19 protein-coding genes are annotated in these 22507 nt (G+C 55.9%); 10 read left to right on the top strand and 9 right to left on the bottom strand.

The features are described from left to right. Entirely contained in the window at positions 1–1953 is a 1953-nt protein-coding gene (gene thrS, locus RYZ18_RS08495) for a threonine--tRNA ligase (protein WP_317656190.1), read from the bottom strand. Positions 1954–2088: 135 nt separating this feature from the next. On the opposite strand from thrS, the gene RYZ18_RS08490 reads away from it, so the two are divergent. Continuing rightward, positions 2089–2859, top strand: a complete 771-nt coding sequence (locus RYZ18_RS08490; RefSeq protein WP_317656188.1) for an alpha/beta hydrolase — start codon at positions 2089–2091, stop codon at positions 2857–2859. Here the strand turns inward: RYZ18_RS08490 and phaZ are convergent. Next, positions 2856–4112 (bottom strand): polyhydroxyalkanoate depolymerase, encoded by a 1257-nt coding sequence (gene phaZ, locus RYZ18_RS08485; protein ID WP_317656187.1) that lies wholly within the window; start codon positions 4110–4112, stop codon positions 2856–2858. The two genes, RYZ18_RS08490 and phaZ, sit on opposite strands and share 4 nt — an antisense overlap. A gap of 158 nt (positions 4113–4270) precedes the next feature. On the opposite strand from phaZ, the gene phaC reads away from it, so the two are divergent. The 3 genes from phaC (at position 4271) to phaR (ending at position 7361) form a co-directional block, all read left to right on the top strand. Further along, a complete protein-coding gene (gene phaC / locus RYZ18_RS08480) occupies positions 4271–6043 on the top strand; it encodes a class I poly(R)-hydroxyalkanoic acid synthase (RefSeq protein ID WP_317656185.1) in 1773 nt (590 codons plus the stop codon). 131 nt (positions 6044–6174) lie between these two features. Next, on the top strand, positions 6175–6630 hold the full coding sequence (locus tag RYZ18_RS08475; protein WP_317656184.1) for a Phasin: 456 nt from the start codon (positions 6175–6177) through the stop codon (positions 6628–6630). A 170-nt stretch (positions 6631–6800) separates the two neighbouring features. Continuing rightward, positions 6801–7361 (top strand): polyhydroxyalkanoate synthesis repressor PhaR, encoded by a 561-nt coding sequence (gene phaR / locus RYZ18_RS08470; protein WP_317656183.1) that lies wholly within the window; start codon positions 6801–6803, stop codon positions 7359–7361. Between the two features lie 21 nt (positions 7362–7382). On the opposite strand, the gene purD is transcribed toward phaR, so the two are convergent. After that, entirely contained in the window at positions 7383–8645 is a 1263-nt protein-coding gene (gene purD, locus RYZ18_RS08465; protein WP_317656182.1) for a phosphoribosylamine--glycine ligase, read from the bottom strand. An 86-nt stretch (positions 8646–8731) separates the two neighbouring features. Between purD and xseA the strand changes: the two genes are divergently transcribed. After that, the gene (xseA, locus tag RYZ18_RS08460; RefSeq protein ID WP_317656180.1) at positions 8732–10090 is read left to right on the top strand and encodes an exodeoxyribonuclease VII large subunit; all 1359 of its coding nucleotides are present in this window, start codon (positions 8732–8734) and stop codon (positions 10088–10090) included. 85 nt (positions 10091–10175) lie between these two features. Further along, positions 10176–11339 (top strand): M20 aminoacylase family protein, encoded by a 1164-nt coding sequence (locus RYZ18_RS08455; RefSeq protein ID WP_317656178.1) that lies wholly within the window; start codon positions 10176–10178, stop codon positions 11337–11339. A gap of 10 nt (positions 11340–11349) precedes the next feature. On the opposite strand, the gene moaA is transcribed toward RYZ18_RS08455, so the two are convergent. From moaA to kynU, 3 genes are all read right to left on the bottom strand, one after another. After that, on the bottom strand, positions 11350–12360 hold the full coding sequence (gene moaA / locus RYZ18_RS08450; protein ID WP_317656177.1) for a GTP 3',8-cyclase MoaA: 1011 nt from the start codon (positions 12358–12360) through the stop codon (positions 11350–11352). Between the two features lie 41 nt (positions 12361–12401). Beyond that, positions 12402–13676 (bottom strand): DUF3422 family protein, encoded by a 1275-nt coding sequence (locus tag RYZ18_RS08445; RefSeq protein WP_317656175.1) that lies wholly within the window; start codon positions 13674–13676, stop codon positions 12402–12404. A gap of 127 nt (positions 13677–13803) precedes the next feature. Further along, on the bottom strand, positions 13804–14994 hold the full coding sequence (gene kynU / locus RYZ18_RS08440) for a kynureninase (protein WP_317656173.1): 1191 nt from the start codon (positions 14992–14994) through the stop codon (positions 13804–13806). A 235-nt stretch (positions 14995–15229) separates the two neighbouring features. Between kynU and RYZ18_RS08435 the strand changes: the two genes are divergently transcribed. Further along, positions 15230–16804 (top strand): Re/Si-specific NAD(P)(+) transhydrogenase subunit alpha, encoded by a 1575-nt coding sequence (locus tag RYZ18_RS08435; protein ID WP_317656171.1) that lies wholly within the window; start codon positions 15230–15232, stop codon positions 16802–16804. Positions 16805–16822: 18 nt separating this feature from the next. Beyond that, a complete protein-coding gene (locus RYZ18_RS08430) occupies positions 16823–18310 on the top strand; it encodes an NAD(P)(+) transhydrogenase (Re/Si-specific) subunit beta (protein WP_317656170.1) in 1488 nt (495 codons plus the stop codon). Between the two features lie 54 nt (positions 18311–18364). On the opposite strand, the gene RYZ18_RS08425 is transcribed toward RYZ18_RS08430, so the two are convergent. Continuing rightward, positions 18365–19498 carry an acetoin utilization protein AcuC gene (locus tag RYZ18_RS08425; RefSeq protein ID WP_411567100.1) on the bottom strand — a complete coding sequence of 378 codons (1134 nt, stop codon included), beginning with the start codon at positions 19496–19498 and terminating at the stop codon, positions 18365–18367. 5 nt (positions 19499–19503) lie between these two features. Continuing rightward, on the bottom strand, positions 19504–20037 hold the full coding sequence (locus RYZ18_RS08420) for a glutathione peroxidase (protein ID WP_317656169.1): 534 nt from the start codon (positions 20035–20037) through the stop codon (positions 19504–19506). 181 nt (positions 20038–20218) lie between these two features. Between RYZ18_RS08420 and RYZ18_RS08415 the strand changes: the two genes are divergently transcribed. After that, positions 20219–20695: an NUDIX hydrolase gene (locus RYZ18_RS08415; RefSeq protein WP_317656167.1), complete on the top strand. Its 477-nt coding sequence runs from the start codon at positions 20219–20221 to the stop codon at positions 20693–20695. A gap of 85 nt (positions 20696–20780) precedes the next feature. Continuing rightward, positions 20781–21245, top strand: a complete 465-nt coding sequence (locus tag RYZ18_RS08410; protein ID WP_317656166.1) for a DUF1178 family protein — start codon at positions 20781–20783, stop codon at positions 21243–21245. Positions 21246–21250: 5 nt separating this feature from the next. Here RYZ18_RS08410 and RYZ18_RS08405 read toward each other — a convergent pair whose 3' ends face one another. Continuing rightward, positions 21251–22507, bottom strand: coding sequence for a glycosyltransferase family 2 protein (locus RYZ18_RS08405; protein WP_317656165.1), 1257 nt, complete (start codon positions 22505–22507; stop codon positions 21251–21253).

Raw genomic sequence — 22507 nt, 5'->3', positions numbered from 1 at the left:
TTAGCTGCGCAGATCAGGCGCAATCGCCTCGGCGACCAAGGCATCGATCACAGCATCTAAGGGCTGAACGGAAGTTTGGTGTTCACCCAAACGGCGCAAGGTCACGCTGCGATCTTCCATCTCTTTGCGTCCAACGGCCAAAATCACAGGCACCTTTCCTGTGGAATGCTCGCGGATTTTATAATTGATCTTTTCGTTGCGCTTATCAGCCTCGGCGCGCACGCCCCGTTTTTTGAGCAGCGCTACAATCTCATCCACAAACCCATCCGCTTCGGAGACGATAGAGGCAACCACAACTTGACGCGGGGCCAACCAGAAGGGCAGGCGGCCTGCGAAGTTCTCGATCAAGATGCCAATGAAACGCTCAAAGCTGCCCAAAATAGCGCGGTGCAGCATGACGGGGCGGTGTTTCGCGCCATCCTCACCGATATAGGTGGCGTCCAGACGTTCGGGCAGAACGAAATCCACCTGCAACGTGCCGCATTGCCAATCGCGCCCAATGGCATCGGTCAGCACGAATTCCAGTTTCGGGCCGTAAAATGCCCCTTCGCCGGGATTCAGTTCATAGGCATATCCCGCCGCTTCGGTGGCAGATTTCAGCGCCGCTTCGGCCTTGTCCCAAACCTCATCGCTGCCCGCGCGGGTGTCGGGGCGGTCAGAGAATTTCACGCGGAATTTCTCGAACCCAAGATCCTTGTAAACCGCCGAAAGCAATTCGATGAATTGCTTTGTTTCATCCTCAATCTGCGTTTCGCGGCAGAAGATATGCGCGTCATCTTGGGTAAAGCCGCGCACCCGCATAATACCGTGCAAGGCACCTGATGGTTCGTATCGGTTACATGATCCAAATTCCGCCATCCGCAAGGGCAGGTCGCGATAGGACTTCATGCCTTGATTGAAAATCTGCACATGGCAGGGGCAGTTCATCGGCTTCAGGGCGTTGATGGCCTTTTCGCGGGCATGGTCTTCGTCCACTTCCACGATGAACATATTCTCTTGGTATTTTTCCCAGTGGCCCGAGGCCTCCCAAAGACGGCGGTCAACCACTTGCGGGGTGTTAACTTCTACATAGCCGCCATCTTGCTGACGGCGGCGCATGTAATCTTGCAGCGCCGTGTATATGCGCCACCCATTGGGGTGCCAAAACACCTGACCTGGGGCCTCTTCCTGCATATGGAACAGGTTCATCTCGCGGCCCAAGCGGCGGTGGTCGCGCTTTTCGGCTTCTTCCAAGAAAGTCAGATGTGCCTTGAGGTCATCGCGGTTTTTGAACGCGACCCCATAGATGCGCTGCAGCATAGGGCGATTGCTGTCGCCGCGCCAATATGCGCCTGCGAGCTTCATCAATTTAAACGCATCAGCGGGCAATTGCCCCGTGTGCTGCAAATGCGGGCCACGGCAGAGGTCTTGCCAATCCCCGTGCCAATACATCCGCACGGGTTGATCTTCGGGGATCATCCCAACCAGTTCAACCTTATATGGTTCGCCTGCCGCTTCGTAATGGGCGATTGCGCGTGCACGATCCCAGATTTCTGTGCGCACGGTATCGCGGGCGTTGATGATCTCTTTCATCTTCGCTTCAATCCGACCCAGATCATCTGGGGTGAAGGGCTCTTTGCGGTCGAAATCGTAATACCAGCCATTTTCTATGACAGGGCCGATTGTCACTTTTACATCTGGCCAGATTTCTTGAACGGCGCGCGCCATCACATGGGCAAAGTCGTGACGGATCAGCTCTAAGGCTTCGGCGTCATTGTCCTTCATAGTGTTGATCGCGATGGTGGCATCGGTATCAATTGGCCAAGCCAAATCGTAATGCGCGCCGTTCACTGTGGCGCTGATCGCCTTTTTGGCAAGCGAGCTTGCGATGCTTTCGGCCACCTCGGCGGCTGTCACGCCAGCCTCGTAGCTGCGGGAATTGCCATCGGGAAATGTTAGGGAAATCTGTGGCATCGCCATAGCTCCTCGTCAGTTTGGCGCCTACGAAACGCCCGGTTGCGGGTTAAGTGTTGCTTGGTCTTTTGGCGCGGCTTTGATGTGGTGTCAACTCTTGCGCGGGGGGGCAGGTTTTTGGCATGGAGGGGGCATATGCCCGCACATGAAAGCGAAAGCATGCCCTACCATCTGATCACCGCGAAATCTCGCCGCATTGCCTATCATCTGACAGAAGGCACCCATCCGATGGTTGTGTTTTTGGGCGGCTTGCGCTCAGACATGGCGGGAACCAAGGCCGTATTCCTTGAGGAATATGCTAAATCCCGTGGCCGCGCTTTTCTGCGGTTTGATTACTCTGGCCATGGCGAAAGCAGCGGCGCATTCACTGAGGGCTGTATTGGCGATTGGGCCGAAGACGCTGCGGAGGTTTTAGATCGCCTTGCCCCGAAGCGGGTGGTTTTGGTGGGGTCGTCCATGGGGGGATGGATTTCACTGTTGATGGCGCGCCGAAACCCCGAACGGATTGCAGGGCTGATTGGCATCGCGGCTGCCCCTGACTTTACTGAAGATGGGTTTTGGGCCAGTTTTTCCGAAGATCAACGCGCTGAAGTCATGGGGCAGGGGCAAACCGCGCTGCCCTCAGAATACGGGGAGCCGATGATCGTCACCAAGCGTATGATTGAAGATGGGCGCAAGAATTTGGTTCTGCGCAGCCCTTTGGTGATTGATGCCCCTGTGCGCCTTTTCCAAGGCACCGAGGATGAGGCGGTAGATCAAGCGGTGGCTTTGCGCCTTCTTGCGCATTTGCAGTGCGATGATTTGCATTTGGAATTGGTCAAAGGCGAAGATCACCGCTTTTCCAGCCCGCATTGCCTTGATCTTTTGGCGCGCAGGCTGGATGAAATGCTGGAAAGCGCGGTTTAACTGACGGCTTTGATCTTCGCGGACTTATTGTTGGCGTCAATAAAATCCAGAACAAGCGGGCGGATATTGTTGCGCCAGCTTTTGCCTGCAAAAATCCCGTAATGGCCTGCATCAGGCTCGAGGTGGCTCGCCTTTTTGCTGTCTGGCAGGCCCGTGCATAGATCTAGGGCTGCAATACATTGGCCCGGGGCGGAAATATCATCTTTGCCGCCCTCAACGGTTTTCACCGCAACCGATGTGATTTTGCCGATATCGACAGGCTTACCCGCAACGGTGAAGGTATTTTTCGCAATTTCGCGTTTCTTGAAAATACGATCCACGGTTGAGAGGTAGAATTCCGCAGGCATATCCATCACCGCAAGATATTCATCATAAAAGCGGTTATGCTTGTCATTGTCAGATGCCTCGCCCTTGGCCACACGAAGGATCTGCTCGGTGAAGGCGCGGCTGTGTTTTTCGGCATTCATCGCCATAAACGAGCTAAGCTGCTGCAAGCCTGGATAGACCATGCGGCCCGCGCCGGCATATTTGAACCCCACCCGCTGCAACATGGACTGTTCCAACTGGCCCATGGTGACGCGATTGCCAAAATCGGTGACATCCGTTGGCGCGGCTTCCGGGTCGATTGGCCCCCCAATCAGGGTCAATGAGCGGGGCTGTGCCTTGGGGTCTTCCTCGGCCAGATAGGCGGTTGCCGCTAAGGTCAGTGGGGCGGGTTGGCAGACCGCGATAACATGGGTGTCTGGCCCCATGTGGCGCATGAAATCCACCAGATAGAGAGTGTAATCCTCGACATCGAACTTGCCCGCGCTGACAGGAATGTCGCGGGCATTGTGCCAATCGGTGACATAGACATCACAATCGGGCAGCAAACTGATGACGGTCGAGCGCAGAAGCGTGGCGTAATGGCCCGACATTGGGGCAACCAACAACACTTTGCGGGCCATGGCCTCGCGCCCGGCAACAGCGAAATGCACCAAATCGCCAAAAGGTTTTGGAAGAACCACATTTGGACTGACAGCGTGGTCACGGCCATCGCCGAGTGTGATGGAGCGAATTCCCCAATCAGGTTTTACGGCCATACGCGCAAAACTGCGCTCCATCACCTCGCCCCAAGCGGCGGTCATTTGGATGGCAGGATTGGCTACAAGCCCGAATTGCGGATAGGAGCACATCGCCCGCGCGGTTGATCCAAGCCATTGATTGGTCACGCGCATGGTTTCCATGAAATCATAGGTGAGAAGCTGTCGCATCGGATGCATATCTCCAAAATTGAGCTTGGGCGCCGTCAATGCACCCTGCGGTAAATCAGCCCTACCCCCTCACCTTGGTAAAGCCTCTCTATGCAAATGCAGCATTTATCGGATAAAATCAAGCAAAGTGACGATCCGCGCGCGAGGAGGCAAGGGTCATGGGTGACCATTTAGAAAAGTTAAACACCAATCTCAAACGCGTGGAAGAGTTAAGCCAACGTTTGGTTGAAGCCCTCGCAAATAAAGGCCAAAACGACCCTGGCCTGAATGGGCCAGGCCCCGATCTCTATATGAAAGCCAGCATGGCGTATTGGTCGGAACTGGTGAATAACCCCGCAAAATTAATGGAGCGGCAGGTCAAATTTTGGGCTGATTCCGTCACGCATTACGCCGAAGCTCAACAGAATCTTGCGCAAGGCAAGCTAGAGCCGCCCGAGGATAACACCCCAGATGATCGCCGTTTTTCCAATCCGCTGTGGAAAACGCACCCCTATTTTAACTACGTCAAACAGCAATATATGATCTCGGCCAATGCCATAGAGGCTTCGTTGAAGGATCTTGAGGGGCTAGAGCATAAAGATCGGCAGAGAATCGAATTCTTTGCAAAACAGATGGTTGATCTTTTTGCACCAACAAATTTTCTGGCCACGAACCCAGATGCGTTAGAGCGTGCGGTTGAAACCGAGGGCGAAAGCCTTGTGAAAGGCTTAGAGAACCTCGTGCGTGATATTGAGGCCCATAAGGGTGAGATCTTGCCAACCTTGGCCGATGGTTCGGCCTTTGAATTGGGCAAGAATATTGCAACCGCAAAAGGCGCCGTGATCTATCGCAATGAAATGATGGAGTTGCTGCAATTCGCGCCGACCACAGAAACCGTCTACAAAAAACCTGTGATCATCTTCCCGCCGTGGATCAACAAATATTACGTAATGGATTTGCGCCCCGAAAATAGTTTGATCCGATGGATTGTGGATCAAGGCTATACCTTGTTCGTAGTGTCGTGGAAGAACCCTGATAAATCCTATTCAGATAAGGGCCTCGAAGATTACATCGAGAAAGGCTATCTCAAGGCTATTGACGTGGTTAAAGAGGTCACGGGGAGTAAGGCGGTCAATGCGGTGGGCTATTGCATTGCAGGCACCACCCTCAGCCTCACGCTCTCGCTGCTGAAAAAACGCCGCCAAAAGCCGATCTCATCTGCTACCTTCTTCACCACGCTGACGGATTTTTCCGATCAGGGTGAATTTACGGTCTTTCTGCAAGATGATTTTGTCGATGCCATCGAACGGCAGGTTGCCGAAGATGGTGTGTTAGATAACAAATATATGGCCAAGACCTTTAGCTTTTTGCGCGCCAAGGATTTGATCTACGGCCCTGCGGTGCGCAGCTATATGATGGGCGAGGCCCCGCCTGCCTTTGATCTGCTTTACTGGAATGGTGACGGGACGCATTTGCCTGGCAAGATGACTGTGCAATATTTGCGAGGTCTTTGCCAAAGCAATGATTTTGCGGAGCGCACGTTTGAATTGATGGGAAAGAAGCTCAAGGTCAGTGATGTCGACCTGCCGCTTTGCGCCATTGCCTGCGAGGCGGATCACATTGCGGCGTGGAAGGACAGTTATCGCGGTGTGCAAAAAATGGGGTCAGAGGATAAAACCTTTATCTTGTCCCAATCGGGCCATATCGCGGGGATCATCAATCCGCCCAACAAAAAGAAATATGGTCACTATACAAATGATGACCTTAGCCTTTCCGTGAAAGACTGGCGCGAGCAGGCTGAATTCCACGAAGGGTCATGGTGGCCTCGGTGGGAAGCATGGTTGCGCACCCATTCGGGAAAGCGCGTTGCTGCGCGCAGCTTGGGTGAGTCGGGCTATAAAATATTGGCGCAAGCCCCTGGCACCTATGTCAAGGAAACGCCAGAACTCTGATAATCCATAAAATTTTTGGCTTTTGCTGCGGTGCAGAAAAATGCTTGACTTGCTGCAGTGCAGCATGGCATATACTGCGCATGCAGCAAACGCAGCCCGCGAAACACGCGATATTTTTTGGAGTAGAGACCATGGCAAAAACCGCCGCAAACGAATTCACAAAAGTTCTTCAGGACATGATGAAGGCTTACCCAATGGACATGTCGGCAATGACCGATGCGTTCAAAAACTCTGCCGCGATGGGCGAGAAGTTCTCGAAAGTTGCTCTTGAAGCCGCTGAGAAATCCGCTGAGATCCAAGCAGGTTGGACAAAAGACACCATCGCGAAACTCGGCGATGTTGCCAAAGTTAAAGAAGAGCCTGCTGACTACAGCAAAGCCCTGACCGATTTCGCTTCTGCACAAGCAGAAATCGCAGCTGAAAACATGGCTGCTTTCGCTGAAGTTGCGAAAAAAGTTCAGATGGACACTGTTGAGTTGATGATGGCTGCAGGCAAATCTGCAACTGAAGAAGCTTCTGCAGCTGTTAAAAAAGCAACTGCTGAAGTTACTGCAGCAGCCAAGAAAGCAGCAACTGCAGCTGCATAAGCTACAGATTTCTGTGCCGCGTTGGTATCCTCCCTTCCAACGCGCTCCCAAGAAGGGCAGGCCTCACCGCCTGCCCTTTTTGCATCTGCAAAACAATTATTGTTTTTTTTCTGCGACTGCTTAGGCTGATCCCTAGGGTGAACGCGTGACAGTAAGTCAGGGAGGATGAAATGGCACAGGCACAAGAGCCTTTATTGATCAAACGCTATGCCAGCCGCAGGCTCTATAATACTGAGACCTCCGATTATGTGACGCTTGATGATATTGCGGGGTTCATCCGCGCAGGGCGCGAGGTGAAGATTGTTGACCTGAAATCAGGGGATGATCTGACCCGCCAATTTCTGTTGCAGATTATCGCAGAACATGAATCACGCGGCGAAAGTGTTTTGCCAATCGCCGTGCTGAATGACTTGGTGCGCAGTTACACAAGCCAAGCACAAAGCGTGGTTCCCGATTTTCTCGCGATGTCCTTTGATATGCTCAAACAGGGCCAATCCGCGATGATGGAAAACATGAGCGCGATTAACCCGATGGCCTCCATGCCCGGGTTCGAGGCCATGCGCGCGCAGCAAGAAGCCTTCATGAAGGCCATGACTGGTGGTTTGGGAAAAGGGTGGTCAGGCCCGAGCGCAGAGGAGGAAGACGCGCCCACCCCTGCGCGCGAAGAGGACGAACTGAGCCAGATCAAACGCCAGCTTGCGGAATTGCAAAACAAGCTCTCCAAGCTGTGACGGCATCGGAGGTGCGCTGTGCTACAGCGCCCTCCATCCTATGTCTGAGCGGCAAAACCCGTCAGGCCAATCAATTTTATTGACCATGTCATAGGCGCGGCTGCGGGCCTCGGCCAAAGTTTCGCCACGGGCGGTGACGTTTAAAACGCGCCCCCCTGCGGCTGTGATTGCGCCATTCACTTCCTTGGTGCCTGCGTGAAATACCATGTGGTTGCTATCTTGCGCCAACGCCTCAAGCCCGTTGATCACGCTGCCTTTTTCATATGATCCTGGATAGCCAATTGCCGCCATCACAACGCTCAGCGCGTGATCGTCGGCCCAGTTGACCGACATTTGGTCAAGCCTCTGTTCCGCGCAAGCCACCATCAGATCTAAGGCCTGCGCGCCGAGGCGCATCATCAACACCTGACATTCAGGATCACCAAAGCGCACATTATATTCAACCAAGCGTGCTTGGCCGTCTTTGATCATCAACCCTGCATAAAGCACACCGCGATAGGGCGTGCCGCGCTTGGCCATTTCGTCAATCGTGGGCTGAACAATCTCGCGCAAGGCGCGCGCGGCGATCTCATCGCTTAGGACGGGGGCAGGGCTATAGGCACCCATGCCACCCGTATTCGGCCCCGCATCATTGTCAAAGGCGCGTTTGTGATCTTGGGCCGTGCCAATAGGCAGGATGGATGCGCCATCAGAGAGAATGAAGAAACTGGCTTCTTCACCTTCCATGAACTCTTCGATCACCACCTCGGCACCTGCATCGCCGAACTCGCCGCCGAACATATCGTCAATCGCGTCTAACGCTTCGGTCAAGGTCATGGCCACGATCACGCCTTTGCCCGCCGCCAAACCATCGGCCTTGACCACGATGGGCGCGCCTTGTGCTGTGACGTAGTCCCGCGCGGATGCTGCATCGGTGAACCGCGCGTAGGCGGCAGTCGGTGCCTTGGCCGCATCACAGATTTCCTTGGTAAAGGCCTTAGAGGCCTCAAGCCGCGCCGCCTCTCGGCTTGGGCCGAAAGCCAAGATGCCCGATTGTGACAAGGCATCTACCACGCCCTCGGCCAACGGGGCTTCGGGGCCAACAATCACAAAATCAATCGCGTTTTCGGCAGCGAAATCCACAACCGCCTGAGGGTTGAGAATATTGATATCCGCGCAAGCGGCGATTTGCGCGATCCCCGCATTGCCAGGGGCAACGATCAACGTATCACATTTGGGGTTTTGCAGAACCGCCCAAGCCAACGCGTGTTCACGGCCACCACTGCCCAAAATCAAGATATTCATCGCATCCGCTCCACTTGGCCTTTTCGTTGCCGCGTTCTAAGCTGCGAGGGAAATCAACGCAAGCCAACCCAAGGGACGAGGGGCAGATGTCGGATTTGATCGAAGAAGCCGAGGGCGGAAACGCACCAGAGTTCTCTGTCACCGAGCTTTCTGGCGCGGTCAAGCGCATGATTGAGGGGGAATTCTCGCATATCCGCGTGCGCGGCGAATTGGGCCGTATTTCGCGCCCTGCTTCTGGTCATATCTATTTGACCTTGAAAGATGATCGCTCAAATTTGGATGCCGTGATCTGGAAGGGCACAGCCGCGCGCCTCACCCACAGACCCGAAGAGGGGATGGAGGTTGTCGCCACGGGGCGCATGACGACCTTTGCAGGCCAATCGAAATATCAATTGGTGATCGAAGACATGCGCCCTGCAGGGGCGGGTGCCTTGATGGCGATGTTGGAACAACGCCGTCTGAAACTGGCTGCTGAGGGTTTATTTGATGCCGCGCGCAAACAAGAGCTGCCCTTTTTGCCTGAGGTGATCGGTGTGGTTACCTCGCCCTCTGGGGCGGTGATCCGCGATATTTTGCACCGCCTACGAGATCGTTTTCCACGGCAGGTCTTGATCTGGCCTGTCGCGGTTCAGGGAGAGAAATGTGCGCCAGAAGTGGCGGCAGGCATTCGGGGGTTTAACGCCCTCGCCGCGGGGGGGCACATCCCCCGTCCTGATTTGATCATCGTGGCGAGGGGCGGGGGCAGCCTTGAAGACCTGTGGGGGTTCAACGAGGAAATCGTGGTGCGCGCCGCCGCCGAAAGCAGGATCCCGCTGATCTCAGCTGTGGGGCATGAAACCGATACCACCTTGATCGATTTTGCGGCCGATTATCGCGCGCCCACACCGACCGCTGCGGCCGAGCGTGCGGTGCCTGTGCGGATGGATATCCTCACTTGGGTTCAAGATTGCGGCGCGCGCCTCTCGCGGGGGGCGCAGGCGGGTGTTACGCAGCGCCGCGTGCGGCTGGCGGATCTCTCGCGCGCCTTGCCGCGCCCTGCGTCACTGCTTGAGACTGCGCAGCAGCGCCTTGATCGCGTGGCAGACAGGCTTGAGCCTGCATTGGTGCAATCCGTGCAAACCCGCAGCCATCATGTGCAAACTGTGGGCGCGCGACTGGTGCCTGCCTTGGATCGTGCTTTAGCGCAAAAGCGCCTGCCTTATGAGCGCGCTTGCGCCAATTTGCGCCCCTCGGTTCTGAGCCGCGCGATTGCCGATGCACAGCAGAAACTGAATGCCCTTGAACGGATGCGGCAAAGCCTCGGTTACACGGCAACGCTCAAGCGCGGCTATGCGGTGTTGCGCAATGAGACGGGGTTGATCACCACAACCGCGGCTTTGCGAACGGCGTCTGAGGTTGAGGTTGAACTGGCCGATGGTAAGGCGCAGGTTAAGCCGCTCCGGTAACGGGGCGGTGGGAATCCGCTTGCTGCCCTATCTCGGCGGGCTATAGTTTTCGTGAGACAGCCTATGCACAAGAAAGGGGCCTCTTATGCCGATCAAAAACCGCTTTGCCGAATTGCTGCCCGAAGTCACCGCGTGGCGGCGCGATCTGCACGAGAACCCAGAAATCCTGTTTGAAACCCATCGCACCTCGGCCGTGGTGGCCGAGCGGTTGCGCGAATTTGGCTGTGACGAGGTGGTTACGGGCTTAGGGCGCACAGGGGTTGTGGGCATCATCAAAGGCAAATCCACTGCATCGGGCCGCTGCATCGGATTGCGCGCGGATATGGATGCCCTGCCGATCCATGAGGAAACGGGGCTTGATTATGCCTCGAAAACACCCGGTGCGATGCATGCCTGCGGCCATGACGGGCACACAGCCATGTTGCTTGGTGCCGCGAAATATCTGGCTGAGACGCGCAATTTTGATGGCACAGTCGCCATCATCTTCCAACCCGCCGAAGAGGGCGGCGGCGGTGGCCGCGAAATGGTCGATGACGGGATGATGGAGCGCTTCGGCATCCAAGAGGTCTACGGGATGCATAATTGGCCGGGGATGCCTACGGGCGCATTCGCGATCCGCTCCGGCCCATTTTTCGCCGCGACCGATCAATTCGATATTTACCTGACGGGCAAAGGGGGCCATGCCGCCAAACCGCAAGACACGGTTGACCCTGTGGTGATGGGCAGCCATCTGGTGCTTGCCCTGCAAACCATTGCCAGTCGCAACGCCGACCCTGTGAAACAGGTGGTGGTGTCGGTGACGGCGATGCACAGCGCGGGCGAGGCCTATAATGTGATCCCTGAGAAAATCCATCTGCGCGGCACGGTGCGCACGCTTGACCCTGATCTGCGCGAATTGGCCGAAGCGCGGATTACCGCGATTGCCACAGCCACCGCCGAGGGCTTTGGCGGGCAGGCCGAGGTGCAGTATCACCACGGCTATCCTGTGATGATCAATTCGGAGGAGCAAACCGAATTCGCCGCCGAAGTCGCCCGCGCCGTTTCAGGCGATTGTGTCGAAGCGCCCCTGATTATGGGTGGCGAAGATTTCGCCTTCATGCTCAATTCCCGCCCGGGGGCCTATATTCTGGTCGGCAATGGTGACAGCGCAGGCGTGCATCACCCAAAATACAATTTCAACGATGAAGCCATCCCCGCAGGCTGCAGCTGGTGGGCCGAGATCGTAGAGCGGCGGATGGCGGCGGGCTGAAGGGGTAAACCTACCCCCCCGTATGGCTCATATGCCGTGACATCTGCCCCGCCACTTTTTGGCGGGAATAGTCGAAATCATGGCCCTTGGGTTTGCGGGCGATGGCGGCGCGGATGGCGGCCTCTAGGGCGGCGTCATCATCGCTGTTGCGCAAGGGCGCGCGCAGGTCGGCCATGTCCTCTTGGCCCAAGCACATATAAAGCTGCCCCGTGCAGGTCAGGCGCACGCGATTGCAGCTTTCGCAGAAATTATGCGTGAGTGGCGTGATGAACCCGATTTTCTGCCCTGTCTCCTCAAGGCGGACATAGCGGGCAGGGCCGCCTGTGCGTTCGGCCAGATCGGTCAGGGTGAAGCGCGTGGCCAGACGTGCGCGCAAATCCGACAGGGGCCAATATTGGTCTAAGCGGTCTTCATTTCCCAGATCGCCCATTGGCATCACCTCGATAAAGGTCAGATCCATATCGTGCTGCGCGCACCAGGATTGGATGTCGAATAACTCATCCTCATTGAACCCTTTAAGGGCCACCACATTGATTTTGACACGCAGACCCGCGGCGCGCGCGGCCTCGATCCCGGCGAGGACTTGGGGCAGGCGGCCCCATCGGGTGATGGCGGCGAATTTGTCATCCTTCAGCGTATCAAGCGAGACATTGATCCGCCGCATCCCCAAATCATAAAGCGGCTGCGCAAAGCGGCTCAGTTGGCTGCCATTGGTGGTGAGGGTCAATTCCTCGAGCGCGCCTGCTTCCAGATGCCGTCCCATCGCCTCGAAAAAGGTCATGATGCCACGGCGCACCAAGGGTTCCCCGCCTGTGACCCGCAGTTTCTTGACCCCAAGATTGACGAAACTGGAACAAAGCCGATCCAACTCTTCCAAGCTCAACAATTCGGCCTTGGGCAGGAATGTCATGTTCTCCGCCATACAGTAAACGCAGCGAAAATCGCAGCGATCCGTGACGGAGACGCGCAGATAGGAAATCGCGCGGGCAAATGGGTCGATTAAAGGCGCGGTGGTGTTCATGCGCACAAGCCTAAATCAGCGCATAAACCCTGCGCAAGCCCTCATTCGATATGGCGGCGCAGGCGGTTGATCACAAACCAGACAAGCCCGATCACAGGGATCACCGCAGCGGCTGTGAGTGTGGTTTTGGAAATCCCCAAAGGTTCGGACAAAGGGGCCAAAAGATAGGCCACCAGATTGATGGCGTAATAGCTGATGGCCACGACCGAAAGACCCTCAACCGTTTTTTGCAGCCGCAACTGCAGATCCGCGCGTTTGTTCATGCTTTCCAGCAGCAATTGGTTCTGCGCTGACCGTCCCACATCGACTCGTGTCCGCAACAAATCGCCCGCGCGAATGGCGCGATCTGTGATCTGTTGCAGGCGGTTTTCATTCGCCTTGACTGTTCGCATAGCGGGGTCAAAGCGGCGCATCATAAATTCCGCAAAGGTTTGCCGCCCCGCGAACCGCTCTTCGCGCAGCACATTGATGCGTTGATTGACGAGCGCGTTATAGGCGGTGGTGGCCCCAAAGCGAAACGCGCTTTCGGATTGTAATTTCTCCAATTCCGCGGCGATGGAGAGAAGTTGATCAAGCGTGTCTTCGGGCTGTGCCAAGTCACCATTCATATCAGCGACAAGTTGCGACAGGGTTTCGTCCAACTCTCCCATCCTTGCGCCAATATCGCGCGCGCGCGGAAGGCCGAGCATGGACATGGTTTTATAGGTTTCGATTTCGCAAATACGCTGCACCACGCGGCCGATACGCCGTTGACCTGTCTCGCTATCCACAAACACGGCAAAGCGCATATGCCCGCCGCTATCAATACGAAAATCGCCTGCAATCACGGCACTTCCATCGAGAACCGAACTTACGGCTAGGCTTTCTGGAACGAACCACTCGTCAATCTCTTGCGCGATTTGGGCATCGCTTGGGGCATTGGCCACGCGAATATGCAGGGATGTGATCCGCGCACCGGGTGCGGATTTTAGCCACGCCTCGGGAAAGACCTGCCACAGCTCAGGATCAAAGGCGCGTGTTTCTGGCCCGTCCACAAAGACGGTATAGGTCACAAATTCCGTATGCATCTCCCATTTGATACGGAACTTGCCCATATCACCGAAATAATGGGTGGCATCAGGCTGCGGATGCGCGGCGCCAAATCGATCAAGCAGCGCGATAAGATGTGCGCGATCAAGAGCGCGGTCGCGCTTGGCGGCATTTTGCGGCTGTTTGATCGCGAGGAACAAAGCCTGCGAAGGCGCGTTCAGCGAAGGAAAGGGCCGCGCGTGCAACTCATTGGCAAGCGCATAGCGCAGCGGATGATCTTGTAGCATATGCCGTCACGCCTTTCAGGCGGGGGGAAGATGCTTCAACCTGACGAAAATTTCTGGATATGTAAACCAAAAATTTATTTGTATTTTAAAGGTTTATCTGCACACCGCGGTATGCAATCAGGCAACCTTAGGTCACCGCGTTGCGTGTCTTCCATTCGGGGCGATCCCAAAGGCGGCCTTTGATGATTTCCGAAATTGCGGCAATGGCTGTGTCAATGTCAGCCGTGCCGATATAAAGCGGCGCGATCCCAAATCGCAGAATGTCGGGCGCGCGGAAGTCTCCGATGATACCGCGCGCGATCAGGGCTTGGCATAGGGCATAAGCGTCTTGAAAATGAAATGAAACCTGACTGCCGCGTTGCTCGGGGTCGCGGGGGCTTGCGAGGCGCAAATCAGGGCAACTGGCCTCAATGCCCGCAATCAAACGCTCGGATAGCGCGACCGAGGCCGCACGCAGATCATTCAGATCAACCCCCTGCCACGCATCAAGGGCGGCATCTAGGATTTGCATCTGCACCACCGCAGGGGTGCCAATCCGCATTCGATCCACCCCTGTGGCGGGTGTATAGTCTAGCGGAAATGCAAAGGGTGTTGCGTGCCCAAGCCACCCGTTGAGCACGGTATGCGCATGGTCACGATACTGCGGGGCGATATAGATAAAGGCGGGCGCCCCTGGCCCGCCATTGAGGTATTTATAGCTGCATCCAACGGCAAAATCCGCGCCTGTTTGCGCCAGATGCACGGGGAACGCCCCCGCCGAATGGGCCAAATCCCAGATTGTGATAATCCCCAATTCATGTGCCCGAGCCGTCAGGCGCGCCATGTCATGCCTGCGGCCTGTGCGATAATCAACTTGGGTCAGCATCAGCACGGCGATCTCGTCACTGAGCGCTTCCTCCACGGCTTCGGGTGCAACCAAGCGCAGTTCGTGGCCTTGGCCCATGGTTTGGATCAACCCTTCGGCCATATAGAGATCGGACGGAAAATTGCCCTGATCGCTAAGAATGATCTTGCGATCTGTCATCGCCAAAGCGGCCCCAAGCGCCTGATAAAGTTTCAGGGATAATGTATCGCCCACTTGAACTGTTTCAGGCTCAGCCCCAATCAGTGGTGCGATGCGATCCCCCAATTTGCGCGGCAGATCAATCCAGCCTGCGCGGTTCCATGCAGTTATCAACATCTCACCCCATTGGTCGGTCAAGGTTTGGCTGGCTGCTGCTTGTGCCGCCAAGGGCAGGGGGCCGAGGGAATTGCCATCAAGATAGATCACCCCATCGGGAATATGGAACGCCGCACGGGTTTTGGTGAAATCTGTCATCTTGGCCTCTCCTCTTTTCGAATTGCTGCCGCATCTGCCTGTTGAGGTCAATTGATCTGGCGCGGCTGCGTTCTGCCTCTGGACATTGCCGCAACTTGAGCCAATTCTTGTTTTGAACAGATATTGCGCGGTATGCGGTTGTATACGAAATATTATGTCGCGGAATGGGCCGTTGTATCCATCTGCGGCAGTTGTTATGGGGGCGGGAGCCACCAAAAACTGGAGGGAATGTAGCGTGAAAATTGGCGCTTTAAAAGAAATCGAACAGGGCGAAGCGCGGGTTGCGATGACACCCGACAGCGCGGCGCAATTGCAGAAGCTTGGCCATGAATGCGTGATCGAAACAGGTGCGGGTGCAGCAGCTGGCTTTTCAGACGCAGTCTACAAGGCGGCTGGCGTCAGCGTTGTGAAAACAGCGGCGGCCTTGTGCAAAGCCTCGGATGTTGTGATCAAAGTGCGCCCGCCCCAAGAGGCTGAGGTCAAGTGCTTGCGCGAGGGGCAGACCCTGATTTCATTCTTCTGGCCCGGCCAGAATGAGGCGTTGATGGAATTGGCCCGCAGTAAAGGTGCCAATGTGATCGCTATGGATATGGTGCCCCGCATCAGCCGCGCGCAGAAAATGGATGCGCTCTCCTCAATGGCGAATATCGCAGGCTATCGCGCGGTGATTGAGGCAGGCAATAACTTTGGCCGCTTCTTCACAGGTCAGGTGACTGCGGCAGGCAAGGTTCCCCCTGCAAAGGTTTTGGTGGTTGGTGCAGGCGTTGCGGGCCTAGCCGCCATCGGCACGGCCACATCTCTGGGCGCAATCACTTATGCGTTTGACGTGCGTCCCGAAGTTGCAGAACAGATTGAATCCATGGGCGCGGAATTCGTGTTCCTTGAATTCTCAGATGACGAATTGCCCGATGGGGCAGCGACTGGTGGGTATGCCCCGCCCCAAAGCCCTGAGTTCCAAGCCAAGCAATTGGCCAAATTCCGCGAGATCGCGCCAGATATGGATATCGTGATCACCACGGCCTTGATCCCAGGCCGCCCTGCGCCATTGCTGTGGACGAAGGATATGGTCGAGGCGATGAAGCCTGGCTCGGTGATCATCGATCTGGCCGCAGAACGGGGCGGCAATTGTGAATTGACCAAGGCAGATGAGCGGATTGTCAGCGACAATGGCGTGGTGATTATCGGCTATACCGATTTCCCTAGCCGTATGGCGGCGCAATCCTCAACCCTCTATGCCACGAATATCCGCCATATGTTGGCCGATCTTACCCCCGCAAAGGATGGGCAGGTCGTGCACAACATGGAGGATGACGTGATCCGCGGGGCAACTGCGGTGTTTAGCGGTGAGATCACTTACCCACCGCCCCCACCCAAAGTGGCGGCAATTGCCGCGCAGAAGCGTGAAAAGCCCAAAGAACTGACGCCCGAAGAAAAGCGGGAGCAAGAGATTGCCGCCTTCAAGGCGCAGACGAAGAACCAAATCACCCTTGTGGCGATTGGTGCCGCGTTGGTCTTGGGCGTGGGCTTGATTGCGCCTGCGAGCTTTATGCAGCACTTCATCGTCTTTGTGCTGTCGGTGTTCATCGGGTTCCAAGTTATTTGGAACGTGGCGCACAGCCTTCACACGCCTTTGATGGCGGTGACCAATGCGATTTCCTCGATTGTGATCTTGGGCGCGCTGATGCAAATCGGCTCTAGCTCTGCGCTGATCACGATCTTGGCGGCCCTTGGTATCTTTATGGCTGCAGTAAATATTTTCGGCGGCTTCCTCGTGACACGGCGGATGCTCGCCATGTTCCAGAAATCGTAAGCAGCAGGGGTATCAGATATGGATTTCGGTTTCACCATTGCGGCTTATGCAGTCGCGGGCGTCCTCTTCATCCTCTCGCTGGGCGGTTTGTCGGGACAAGAAAGTGCCAAGCGCGCGGTTTGGTATGGCATCGCAGGCATGGCCATTGCGATTTCGGCCACCTTAATCGGCCCAGGTTCGGGGCTGTGGCTGATGTCATTGGTCTTGATCGCGGCAGGCGCAGGGGTTGGGTATCAACTCGCCACCAAGGTGCAAATGACGCAAATGCCTGAACTTGTGGCAATCATGCACTCCTTGGTGGGGCTTGCTGCCGTTTTCGTGGGCTTTAACGCGCATCTTGAATTGGTCAGCGTGGGCGAGGTTTTGCGCGAGGCAGGTATGGCCTTCCCGCAACCCAAAGGCCCGATTGAGGCGCCTGTTTATGACATGCTTGGCACCCTGTCCAATTTCGCGGCACTGTTGGGCAAGAAAACCGCCGTTGAAGTTGGCATTTTGCGCGTTGAATTGGTCTTGGGGATTTGGATCGGTGCCGTGACCTTTACGGGTTCCGTCATCGCCTATGGCAAACTTGCAGGGCGTGTGAACAGTGCGGCGAAGCAATTGCCTGGTGGGCATATCTTGAACGCTGCTGCCGCTGCCGCATCCTTGGCGTTGGCCGCGATGTATTTGGGCGGCGCAGGCGGCTGGACATTGATTGCCTTGACAGTTCTGGCTCTCTTTATCGGCTATCACCTGATCATGGGGATCGGCGGCGCGGATATGCCCGTGGTTGTGTCCATGCTGAACAGCTATTCAGGTTGGGCGGCGGCGGCGATTGGCTTTAGCCTTGGCAATGATCTGTTGATTGTTGTGGGGGCTTTGGTGGGCTCTTCGGGTGCCATCCTCAGCTACATCATGTGTAAAGCCATGAACCGCAGTTTCATCAGCGTGATTTTGGGTGGTTTTGGCGGTGCCAAAGGCGAGCAGCAGGCCATTGAGGGCGAGCAAATCGCAATCGACAGCGATGGTGTGGCCAATGCGCTGAACGAGGCCGACAGCATCATCATCATCCCCGGCTATGGCATGGCGGTGGCACAGGCACAGCAAGGTGTGGCCGAGCTTACACGCAAGCTGCGCGCGGCGGGCAAAATTGTGCGTTTCGCCATTCACCCCGTTGCAGGCCGCTTGCCTGGTCACATGAACGTTCTGCTTGCAGAGGCCAAAGTGCCCTATGACATCGTTCTGGAAATGGATGAAATCAACGAGGATTTCCCATCCACCGATGTGGCCATTGTGATCGGTTCAAACGACATCGTGAACCCAGCCGCGCAAGAAGACCCCAACTCGCCAATCGCAGGGATGCCTGTGTTGGAATGCTGGAAAGCCAAGCAGGTTTTCGTCTCCAAACGGGGGCAGGGCACAGGCTATTCGGGCATTGAGAACCCGCTTTTCTACAAAGAGAACACGCGGATGTTCTACGGCGATGCAAAGGCCTCAATCGACAGCTTGCTGCCGAAAATCGCCTAAGCCCTTGTGGTGCGCGAATGACAATCAGGCGGCCCTTATTCGGGGCCGCCTTTTTTATGGCAAAACGCCCTGCGCCGCAGGGCGCGCAGAGAGCAGGGCAATGCGATCTCGGATTGTGTCGCGAATTGGTGTTTCGTCTTGGCTGTCATGCAACTGCGTGAACCATGTCGCGGGTGGCGATTTCCCTTTCGAATGCCCCGCCCAAGATAGGCCCCGCAAGACCGCTTCGCCCTCTTGTGGGAGGCGGTCAGGAATATCTTGCCCGCTGAGTGTGGCCCAAATCCCGCTCCAGACGCGGGCGACTGTCCACGGGTTATAGCCCCCACCCCCTGTCACCAATAGGCGGGGACAGCGTAACGATTGAACGGCAGCGACCATGTCCCAATAGCTTTGCGCAGAGAGACAGAGCCTTGAGAGCGGATCATCGGTCACCGCATCAGCACCGCATTGCAATACGATAGCCTCAGGCGAAAACGCCGCAAGTGCGGGTAAGATCAGCATATCGCGAATGAGTGCCATTTCCGCATCATGAAACCCGCGCGGGACGGGCAGGTTTAGGCAATTTCCCCCGCCATCATCGTCCAGCGCCCCTGTAAATGGCCAACGCCGCTCTTCATGCACAGAGATCATCAAGACATCGGACGCGCCCTTGAACCCATGCTCCACCCCGTCTGGATGGTGGGCGTCCATATCGACATAGGCGATGCGCGTCAGCCCCTGCTGTCGCAACGCCGTGATCGCAAGCGCAGGGTCATTGAGATAGCAAAACCCGTTCGCGCGGTCGGGCAGCCCGTGATGCGTGCCACCGCCTGGATGAAACACAACACCGCCCGCGCGCAGCAATTCAACCGCCAAAAGCGCGCCACCTGCCCCCGTGGCGGGGCGGCGATACATTTCGGGAAAGACGGGGTTTGCCACAGTCCCAAGGCCATGGCGCGCGCGGGTTGCGTCATCCACATCTTGGGTTTCTTCAGCGCGCATGAGCGCCTCGATATAGAGGGGGTCATGCCATGCCGTTAGGGCTTTTGGCTTGGCGCGCGGGCTTTGGCGATATTGCGCGGCGCTGAGCCACCCCATGGCGCGGCATAAATCCATCACAGTTGAGACACGCGGAATGCGTAAGGGGTGCCACGAACCATAGGTTGATCCGCGATATATCTCGGAGCCAAGAAAAACGGGCGTGGTCACAGGGACTAGCGCGCCAATTCGCGCTCAACCGCCCGAATGATCGCGCCACTGGTCGGGCCTGTCAGGCTTGACCAATCTTCGACAAATTCACCATTTCCACCAATGAGGAACTTTGAAAAATTCCATGACGGCCGCGCATTATGTTCGCGTGCGAGCCATTCGAAAAATGGATGTGCATCGGGGGCTTTAATCCGCGTGATCTCGGTCATCGGAAGGGTCAAATTGTAATTCAATTCACAAAACTCGGCCACTTCGGCCTCGTTGGCCAGTTCCTGCCCAAAATCATCGGAAGGCACGGCCAATACAATCAATCCCTGATCGGCATAACGATCATGCAAGGCCTGCAACCCCTCATATTGTGGTGTGAAGCCGCATTGCGATGCCGTGTTTACCACCAAAATTGGCTGCCCGTGCCAGTCTGAAAACCGATATTCACCGCCATCAATCGAAGGAAATGTGAAATCCTCGACAGCCATGGCCATTGATGCGGCCACTGCCCAAACCAAAACGGATTTGGCCAAAATCCCTGAGACTGTCATCAATGCTGCTCCTTCGATTGGCATTTGTGCAAAAGTTAGTCGAAATGCCAAAGCGATCAAGGGCGCGGGTGCTACATGCGCCCATCCTCCCTTGAAAAATTCATGGTTTGTTTTGCTTTTCTTGGGAAAGTTCGGCAGACTGGGGCATAACGAACATAACAAAGAGCGGTGATAAAACGCGATGAGCAATCTTCGCACAGTGCAAGGGCCATTACGGGTTGAGGGGGCATCCAAACGGGATCCGCGCTCGCAATTCGCAGCGCTGTGTTTTCGCCGCAAGAAAAAAGGCGTTGAGATTTTGTTGATCTCCTCGCGTGATAGTGAACGGTGGATCATCCCCAAAGGATGGCCCATGGATGGCAAAACCCCCGCCGAAGCCGCAGGGATAGAGGCATGGGAAGAGGCAGGTGTGCGCGGCACGACCCTAGACCTTTGTGTCGGGCTTTATTCCTATTCCAAAGAGATTGATAGCGCCGATCCAGTGCCCTGTATCGTCTCCGTCTTTCCTGTCGAGGTGAAATCTTTGGCCGATAAATATCCCGAAGCGGGGGAACGGCGGCGCAAATGGTTTTCCCCGAAAAAGGCCGCGTCAAAGGTGCGGGAACCTGACCTTAAGGCGATCCTGAAAGGGTTTCTGCCACCACCACCCGCAGCGTAATTTTGGCCCTTGCAGGGGGCAATGTGCAGGATGTAACACTTAGCGCCACTTGCAATCTGACGTTTTCGCCACAATTAGGGCTTCTATGATCCGATATGCGTTGAAATGTGCCGAAGGGCACGGGTTTGACAGTTGGTTCCAATCTGCTGCCGCCTTTGACGATCTGGCGGAGCGGGGATTGCTGTCTTGTGGTGTTTGCGGATCTTCTGATGTCACAAAGGCGATCATGGCGCCTCGTGTCGCCCCAAGCGATGGCGATAGCCCTCAAATTGCAGATAACCTGCCCGTGCCAAGCACCCCGCCCACAGGGGCGTTAAGCGCCCCCGATGGTAAACTTCAGGAAATGATCCAAGCGATGCGCAAACATGTCGAAGAAAATTCGACCTATGTTGGCAAGAATTTTGTAAAAGAAGCGCGCGCAATCCATGATGGCACCGCGCCCGAACGCATGATCCACGGCGAAGCAGCCCCTGAGGAGGCAAAAGCCCTGGTTGAGGACGGGGTGCAAATTGCGCCCTTGCCCTTCTTGCCAAAGTCAAAGGCAAATTAACGCCGCTATTCTGGTGACGTTCGGATCGGCGTAAGCCCCAACTCGCGATAAAAGGCGGCATCAGCCGCGTCAATCTCGGCCTCTTTTGCCGCGATGAGGGGGGACTGAGCAATCATTTGCGCGATTTCTCGATCGCTATGACCGCCTGCGCGCAGTTGCGCGACCATATCCTTTGCTACGGGGGGCAGGGGTTGGGTGAATAATACGCTGCTCAGAGCGCTGTATGGTGTTTCATGCGCCGCGCGCAGGCTTGCGATGATTTGCTTATAGCCGGGGTTCGATTTTAGCGTGGCCAATCGGGCTTCGTGAAAAGCAAGGCTGTCATGGTAGAGCTGCGCCAAAATTGGATCACTCAGGAATTCCGCCAATTTAGCCCGAAGCGCAGGCCCATGCTTAACAAGCCCTTCATCGGCCTGTTCGTTGCGGTCAAATATTGTGAAATAGGCCAGATCATATTTGGCTTTTTTGTTGTTCACATTGCCACGAAATTTGCGGATTGCGTATGCATCGACAGATTTCACCGCGTAATGGTTCATTTGCGCCCAATCATAGCCCAAAGTGCGGCGAATGGAGCGCCAGCCCCGAAATTTGAAATAATCCTCCATGGGCAGGCCTGAGCCGTTCAGCCATTTCACCGTGTCGGGAAAATCGGTTTCTAGCCATTTGTTCTTAATCGAGGGGCGATGAATGCCCAGTTTCCAATAGTCTGGATCAAATTTGAACAGGGTCTTCACCCCCCAACCCTTGTTCCAAAGGGGCGGAGCTGCGCGCAGATATTGTTCAGTCACAGGGGCGCGTGACCAATCGACCACGCCCCCCGACCCGAAAATGCGCCATGTGATGACAATGCCATTTGCGCCGCGGTTTACGGCATCGGTGATCATCCCATCCAAAGTGCCAGAGGGGTGCGAAATTGCGAGAAACTCGTCCGCGTCAAACACCAACACCCAATCGGCGGATTGAACCAAGGGCTCGGCCTGTGCATGGTTCAGCGCCGAGGGCTGCGGTTTGTGACCTTCTGGGATCACGTTTTCGCGGTGATAGCACAGGCCCAATTCCTCAAGGCGCTGTAACATTTCGACTGTCCCGTCCGAGCAATCGTTGGTGTAGACGAGAATATCCGTGAACCCAACGGCCAGATGATGCGCCACCCATTCCAGCAGATAGGCCGCCTCATCCTTCATCATGGAAACCGCCATCACCCGCCCGTGAGGTGATTTGCGCTTGGCCAATTCTGTCAGTATCGTTGCGCTGCCCGCCAT

Source organism: Roseovarius sp. 10, from assembly GCF_033100315.1.
Classification (GTDB): Bacteria; Pseudomonadota; Alphaproteobacteria; order Rhodobacterales; family Rhodobacteraceae; genus M30B80.
Note: the sequence above shows the minus strand (reverse complement) of the source record. Positions and strands in the feature narration are given on the sequence as shown.

Coding starts and splice junctions, on each gene's coding strand:
- thrS (WP_317656190.1), bottom strand. CDS start 1,953: ATGCCACAGATTTCCCTAACATTTCCCGATGGCAATTCCCGCAGCTAC.
- RYZ18_RS08490 (WP_317656188.1), top strand. CDS start 2,089: ATGCCCGCACATGAAAGCGAAAGCATGCCCTACCATCTGATCACCGCG.
- phaZ (WP_317656187.1), bottom strand. CDS start 4,112: ATGCGACAGCTTCTCACCTATGATTTCATGGAAACCATGCGCGTGACC.
- phaC (WP_317656185.1), top strand. CDS start 4,271: ATGGGTGACCATTTAGAAAAGTTAAACACCAATCTCAAACGCGTGGAA.
- RYZ18_RS08475 (WP_317656184.1), top strand. CDS start 6,175: ATGGCAAAAACCGCCGCAAACGAATTCACAAAAGTTCTTCAGGACATG.
- phaR (WP_317656183.1), top strand. CDS start 6,801: ATGGCACAGGCACAAGAGCCTTTATTGATCAAACGCTATGCCAGCCGC.
- purD (WP_317656182.1), bottom strand. CDS start 8,645: ATGAATATCTTGATTTTGGGCAGTGGTGGCCGTGAACACGCGTTGGCT.
- xseA (WP_317656180.1), top strand. CDS start 8,732: ATGTCGGATTTGATCGAAGAAGCCGAGGGCGGAAACGCACCAGAGTTC.
- RYZ18_RS08455 (WP_317656178.1), top strand. CDS start 10,176: ATGCCGATCAAAAACCGCTTTGCCGAATTGCTGCCCGAAGTCACCGCG.
- moaA (WP_317656177.1), bottom strand. CDS start 12,360: ATGAACACCACCGCGCCTTTAATCGACCCATTTGCCCGCGCGATTTCC.
- RYZ18_RS08445 (WP_317656175.1), bottom strand. CDS start 13,676: ATGCTACAAGATCATCCGCTGCGCTATGCGCTTGCCAATGAGTTGCAC.
- kynU (WP_317656173.1), bottom strand. CDS start 14,994: ATGACAGATTTCACCAAAACCCGTGCGGCGTTCCATATTCCCGATGGG.
- RYZ18_RS08430 (WP_317656170.1), top strand. CDS start 16,823: ATGGATTTCGGTTTCACCATTGCGGCTTATGCAGTCGCGGGCGTCCTC.
- RYZ18_RS08420 (WP_317656169.1), bottom strand. CDS start 20,037: ATGACAGTCTCAGGGATTTTGGCCAAATCCGTTTTGGTTTGGGCAGTG.
- RYZ18_RS08415 (WP_317656167.1), top strand. CDS start 20,219: ATGAGCAATCTTCGCACAGTGCAAGGGCCATTACGGGTTGAGGGGGCA.
- RYZ18_RS08410 (WP_317656166.1), top strand. CDS start 20,781: ATGATCCGATATGCGTTGAAATGTGCCGAAGGGCACGGGTTTGACAGT.
- RYZ18_RS08405 (WP_317656165.1), bottom strand. CDS start 22,507: ATGGCGGGCAGCGCAACGATACTGACAGAATTGGCCAAGCGCAAATCA.